The 4,800-nt window shown below is 63.6% G+C and carries 4 protein-coding genes and 2 pseudogenes; 4 read left to right on the top strand and 2 right to left on the bottom strand.

What is annotated here, in order from left to right:
• Both AWB67_RS34500 and AWB67_RS34495 read right to left on the bottom strand, forming a co-directional pair.
• Positions 1-78: pseudogene (locus AWB67_RS34500) on the bottom strand (succinate dehydrogenase, cytochrome b556 subunit); the annotation flags it as partial.
• Between the two features lie 169 nt (positions 79-247).
• On the bottom strand, positions 248-1,033 hold the full coding sequence (locus AWB67_RS34495) for a GntR family transcriptional regulator (protein WP_087660432.1): 786 nt from the start codon (positions 1,031-1,033) through the stop codon (positions 248-250).
• Between the two features lie 535 nt (positions 1,034-1,568).
• Here AWB67_RS34495 and AWB67_RS34490 point away from each other — a divergent pair.
• From AWB67_RS34490 to AWB67_RS34475, 4 genes and pseudogenes are all read left to right on the top strand, one after another.
• A complete protein-coding gene (locus tag AWB67_RS34490) occupies positions 1,569-2,555 on the top strand; it encodes a malate dehydrogenase (RefSeq protein ID WP_087660431.1) in 987 nt (328 codons plus the stop codon).
• A 151-nt stretch (positions 2,556-2,706) separates the two neighbouring features.
• Positions 2,707-3,717, top strand: a complete 1,011-nt coding sequence (locus AWB67_RS34485; RefSeq protein WP_087660433.1) for an HpcH/HpaI aldolase/citrate lyase family protein — start codon at positions 2,707-2,709, stop codon at positions 3,715-3,717.
• Between the two features lie 2 nt (positions 3,718-3,719).
• Positions 3,720-4,619 (top strand): methylisocitrate lyase, encoded by a 900-nt coding sequence (gene prpB, locus AWB67_RS34480; RefSeq protein ID WP_087660430.1) that lies wholly within the window; start codon positions 3,720-3,722, stop codon positions 4,617-4,619.
• Positions 4,616-4,800, top strand: a pseudogene (locus AWB67_RS34475) (2-methylcitrate synthase); the annotation flags it as partial. The gene prpB and the pseudogene AWB67_RS34475, both read left to right, overlap by 4 nt.

Here is a 4,800-nt window from a genome sequence, read left to right as displayed (position 1 = left end):
CGGCAAGCGATACTTCGCGAGTTGACCGATCCCGATGTTACGGAACTCGGGCCTTGGTTTTTTTACGGCTTCAGCCATGCTAGACCCCAACATTGTTATCACACTAATCCGCGATTTTAGCGCCTTTTCATCTCGCGCTGCAGCGAAACGCCGCAGAAAATGCCTTTGCAACTCGCGATAGAAAGGCGACTCTCGAGGGACTTGCGCATCGGTTGCGGTCCGGTGCGCCGTCCGTTCATCATCTCTTTCAACTCAAGTCGTTCTGATAGTAGTAGCCGGTCGTGACATACCAGCCGCGACGCACTTCGACCGGTCGGTCGCCGTACGTATAGGACACTCGTTCGACGGACAGCAGCGGAAAACCGACGGTCACCTTCAACAATTCGGCGACCGGCGCATCGGCTGCGACCGCGCGAATCTTCTCGGACGCACGAATCATGCGCGTACCAAACTCGGTCTCGAACATCGCGTAAAGCGGGCCCTTGTAGTCGGCGAGACGCTCGGCCGTCAAGCCGCGAAACACGGCGCCCGGCAGCCAGATTTCATCGAAGACAGTCGTTTCGCCATCGAATTGCAACAAGCGCCTGATAAGAACGACGGGGTCGGCAGGCTTCAGGTCGAGCTGGCGCGCGATCTCGGCGGGCGCCCGCAGGCGCCGGCATTCGAGCAGACGGCTGACGTGGGGATGGGCGTCGCCGTCGTCGGGGAGAAGGCGCAGGAAGCGGAACTGCACGCGGTCTTCGTTGTGCGTCGCAACGAACGTGCCCTTGCCCTGACGGCGCACGAGCAAATTGTCGGCGGCGAGTTCGTCGATCGCCTTGCGCACCGTGCCTTGGCTTACTTTGTAGCGGGCCGCGAGTTCGACTTCGCTCGGGATGATCTCGCCGGGCTTCCATTCACCCGATTCGAGCCCTTGCGTGATGAGCGCCTTGATTTGCTGATAGAGCGGGCTGAACGTCGGCGACGAAGCTGGTGCAACTTCCGTCGCACCAGCGCCGTTTGTGGGGGTCGTCGTCGCCGGGTTCGAATTCATGCGCGCATTTCATCATAAAGGCCCGCGTGGCGTCCACACATTTCCCGACGATTCCTATGTCTTATATAAGACATAAGATACTGTTGACTTTACGTCCGGTGAATCCTACACTCGTTGTCGAGCAAGGGTTTGCGGGTCATTGATCCGGTGCGCATCGAACAGTTTTCGGTCAATGCCTCACGCAATCTGGCACACCCCCGCCGCTTTATCGCCTCACGCCGAACGGCTTTCGATTCGCCCGCCGCTGCCTGTGTACCGCCTTGCAACGTCCCGCGCCTTCTCGAAACGCCTCTTGTGCGACGAGACCCGGCGCCGCCGCCCCGCGCAGCCCCACGCTCGTAGAAGAATCTTGGCATGGCAGCCGCGCCGCCGCGCTTCATGCAGAACGCCCGCTCTCGCGCGACCAAGCGTGATTCCACGGCGTTTTGCGCGTGATCCCGGACAGCATGGCTGACATGCTTCATCAACGCTTCGCGTAACGCGCATAAAATGGCGTTTTCCCTAGCGTCTCACGCACCGTCCAGGAGAGTTCTCAATGGCTAAGTCCGCAAAGCGCGTTGCCGTCACCGGCGCCGCAGGTCAAATCGGCTACTCGCTGCTGTTCCGCATCGCCAATGGCGATCTGCTCGGCAAAGACCAGCCGGTGATCCTTCAACTGCTCGACCTGCCGCAAGCGCAGAACGCCCTGAAGGGCGTCGTGATGGAACTGGAAGACTGCGCCTTCCCGCTGCTGGACAGCGTCGTCACCACGGACGACCCGAAAGTCGCGTTCAAGGACGCCGACGTCGCGCTGCTCGTCGGTGCGCGTCCCCGCTCGAAGGGCATGGAGCGCAAGGACCTGCTCTCGGCCAACGCGGAAATCTTCACGGTTCAGGGCAAGGCGCTGAACGACGTCGCGAGCCGCGACGTGAAGGTGCTGGTCGTCGGCAACCCGGCGAACACGAACGCGTACATCGCGATGAAGTCGGCGCCGGACCTGCCGAAGAAGAACTTCACCGCCATGCTGCGCCTCGACCACAACCGCGCGCTGTCGCAACTGGCCGCGAAGTCGGGCAAGCCGGTCGCATCGATCGAAAAACTCGCTGTGTGGGGCAACCACTCGCCGACGATGTACCCCGACTTCCGCTTCGCCACCGCTGGCGGCGAGTCGCTCACGAAGCTGATCAGCGACGACGAATGGAACCGCAACACGTTCATCCCGACCGTCGGCAAGCGCGGCGCGGCGATCATCGAGGCGCGCGGGCTGTCGTCGGCGGCATCGGCGGCGAACGCGGCGATCGACCACGTGCGTGACTGGGTGCTCGGCACGAACGGCAAGTGGGTCACGATGGGCATTCCGTCGGACGGCTCGTACGGCATCCCCGAAGACATCCTCTACGGCGTGCCGGTGACGTGCGAGAACGGCGAGTACAAGCGCGTCGAAGGCCTGGAAATCGATGCGTTCTCGCGTGAAAAGATGGACGGCACGCTGAACGAACTACTCGAAGAGCGCGATGGTGTCGCGCATCTGCTCGGCAAGTAAAGTTCGCCGCAGGGCCGCTTGATCGAAGCGGTCCTGCATGGATCGCGAACGCCTGAAAAAAGCGTTCGCGGCCGATCCGAGCGCGTTTGGCTTGACGCCGAGCGCGTTCGAATCGGTTCCTTTCATCCCCCAACTCGACCCGACGCCGACGATGCGCGCTCTCACCCCCGCCGAAGTGCTGTTTGACGGCGAAGTGCAACCTGCGGTTTTGCCGCCGTGCGATCACTATGCCGGCAGCGAAAAGCTGATCAGGAAGTCGCTTGGCATCCAGGCGCAGCTCGGGCCGGTCTTCGACATCACGCTCGATTGCGAAGACGGCGCGCAAGTCGGCCAGGAAGCGTCGCATGCGGAACTCGTAGCGTCGTTCATCGGCGGCGAGGCCGACCGCTTCGGGCGCGTCGGCGTGCGCATCCACGATTTCCAGAACCGCGCCTGGCGCGATGACGTGCGCATCATCTTGCGCCAGGGCCGCCGCGCAGCCGCCTACATCACGCTTCCGAAAATCCGCGGCGTCTACGATGCCGCCGAAATGGTCGCGTTCGTCGAAGCCACGCGCTGCGAATTCGGCATCGCGCAGCCCATTCCCTGCCATCTGCTGATCGAAACGCACGGCGCGCTCGCGGAAGTGTTCGAACTCGCCGCGCTGCCGGGCGTCGAAGCGTTGAGTTTCGGCCTGATGGACTTCGTGTCCGCGCACAACGGCGCGATCCCCGATACCGCGATGCGCTCGCCCGGCCAGTTCGATCACCCGCTCGTGCGGCGCGCGAAGCTGGAGATCGCGGCCGCGTGCCACGCGCACGGCAAGGTGGCGTCGCACAATGTGTCGACGGAAGTGCGCGACATGAGCGTCGTCGCGAGCGACGCGGGGCGCGCGCGCAACGAATTCGGCTATACGCGGATGTGGAGCATTCATCCAGACCAGATCCAGCCGATCGTCGCCGCTTTTGCGCCGCGCGCCGACGAAATCGATATCGCCGCCGAGATCCTGCTCGCGGCGCAGGCGGCGCAATGGGGGCCGACGCGTCACCGCGACACGCTGCACGATCGCGCGAGCTATCGATACTACTGGTCGGTGCTGCGACGCGCGCAGGCGACGGGCCAGGTTTTGCCGGAAGGCGCGGCCGCGCTCTTCGGCCCCGAACCCATCACGAAAGGAAGCTGAACATGACGATCACTTCCGCGGGCGCCGCATTTCGCGCCGCCGTCGCCGCCGAGAAGCCGCTGCAGCTCGTCGGCGCGATCAACGCCAATCACGCGCTGCTCGCGAAGCACGCCGGGTTCAAGGCGATCTACCTGTCGGGCGGCGGCGTCGCGGCGGGCTCGCTCGGCCTGCCGGACTTGGGCATCTCGACGCTCGACGACGTCCTTACCGACGTGCGCCGCATCACCGATGTCTGCGATCTGCCGCTCCTCGTCGACGTCGATACCGGTTTCGGGCCGAGCGCGTTCAACATCGCGCGCACGGTGAAGTCGCTGATCAAGGCGGGCGCGGGCGCGATGCACATCGAGGATCAGGTCGGCGCGAAACGCTGCGGGCATCGGCCGGGCAAGGCGATCGTGTCGCAGCAGGAGATGGTCGATCGCGTGAAGGCGGCCGTCGATGCTCGCACCGACGCGAACTTCGTCGTGATGGCGCGCACGGATGCGCTGGCGGTCGAGGGCTTGCAGGCGGCGATCGAGCGCGCGCAGGCGTGCGTCGAGGCCGGCGCCGACATGATTTTCCCCGAAGCGATGACCGAGTTCGGCATGTACAAGCAATTCGTCGACGCCGTGAAGGTGCCGGTGCTCGCGAACATCACGGAGTTCGGTTCGACACCGCTTTTTACCGTCGATGAGCTGCGCGGCGTGGATGTATCGATCGTGCTTTATCCGCTGTCGGCGTTTCGCGCGATGAACAAGGCCGCGCAGAACGTCTATCAGACGATTCGCCGCGACGGCACGCAGAAGGCCGTCGTCGATACGATGCAAACGCGTAACGAGCTTTACGAGAGCATCGGCTATCACGAATACGAGCAGAAGCTCGACGCGCTGTTCAATCAGAACAAGGGAGACTTGGGGCGATGAGCGATACCGTAACGAGTGAAGCGCCGGCCGCCGCGGGCGCATTCAAGCCGAAGAAATCCGTCGCGCTGTCGGGGGTGACGGCGGGGAACACCGCGCTGTGTACCGTCGGCAAGACGGGTAACGACTTGCACTATCGCGGGTACGACATTCTCGACGTCGCGAGTACGTGCGAGTTCGAGGA

It is taken from the genome of Caballeronia terrestris (genome assembly GCF_001544515.1).
Taxonomy (GTDB): domain Bacteria; phylum Pseudomonadota; class Gammaproteobacteria; order Burkholderiales; family Burkholderiaceae; genus Caballeronia; species Caballeronia terrestris.
The sequence above is the reverse complement of the archived record's forward strand: the minus strand, read 5'-3'. Positions and strand labels throughout refer to the sequence as shown.

Bases quoted from the DNA above. Each gene is read 5' to 3' on its own strand.
- AWB67_RS34495 (WP_087660432.1), bottom strand. From the start codon at position 1,033: ATGAATTCGAACCCGGCGACGACGACCCCCACAAACGGCGCTGGTGCG.
- AWB67_RS34490 (WP_087660431.1), top strand. From the start codon at position 1,569: ATGGCTAAGTCCGCAAAGCGCGTTGCCGTCACCGGCGCCGCAGGTCAA.
- AWB67_RS34485 (WP_087660433.1), top strand. From the start codon at position 2,707: ATGCGCGCTCTCACCCCCGCCGAAGTGCTGTTTGACGGCGAAGTGCAA.
- prpB (WP_087660430.1), top strand. From the start codon at position 3,720: ATGACGATCACTTCCGCGGGCGCCGCATTTCGCGCCGCCGTCGCCGCC.